Origin of the sequence: Streptomyces griseoloalbus, from assembly GCA_014650015.1 — a bacterium.
GTDB lineage: Bacteria > Actinomycetota > Actinomycetes > Streptomycetales > Streptomycetaceae > Streptomyces > Streptomyces griseoloalbus.
This window is the reverse complement of record BMUD01000168.1, coordinates 1-539: the sequence shown is the minus strand read 5'-3', so window position 1 is coordinate 539 and position 539 is coordinate 1. Positions and strand designations below refer to the sequence as shown.

Below are 539 nucleotides of genomic sequence, written 5' to 3'. Positions count from 1 at the left end.
CGCAGCGTGTGGTTGCGTTTCAATTCCTGCGGTGTCGCCGCGTCCTCGTTGACGGCACACGCTTCAAGCAGGCGGTCTATTTCCGACTGCCGGTAGCGGCATTTACCGCGAAGCACGACATAACCGATGCGTTGCTCGCTGCGCATACGCTGGAGGGTGCGGGTACTCACGTTCAGCAGGTGCGCCGCCTCGCGGGTGGTGAGCAACCTGTCTGCGGATTTTTCCTTTCTTTCGCCGGAAACGGCACGCACGTGTGCCGCTATCTCGGCTATCTGTTCCGTCAGGGCGGTGAAGGCGGAACTTTCAATCGTTATCACTTTCATATTTTGTCCTTTCTTTTGTTTCTCTGCGGCAAAATTCGGCAATAAACAAAAGGAGCTTTAACAACTCACTACGTGACTCACGTAAGATTTTCTTTGAAAGTGACTCCGTAACCCGGACAACCGGCGCAACAAACTGCCATATAGCGGAAAACGGCACGCATTCAAGGCGGCTGCGTTACCTTTGCGGTAAATCATTAAATGTTTTGGTATATGGAA

1 protein-coding gene is annotated in these 539 nt (G+C 52.5%); it reads right to left on the bottom strand.

What is annotated here, in order from left to right; all coding sequences use genetic code 11:
- Positions 1–323, bottom strand: a 323-nt coding sequence (locus tag IE178_RS37240; protein WP_193515118.1) for a helix-turn-helix domain-containing protein, incomplete at its 3' end; no start/stop codon positions are given.
- Between the last annotated feature and the right edge of the window lie 216 nt (positions 324–539).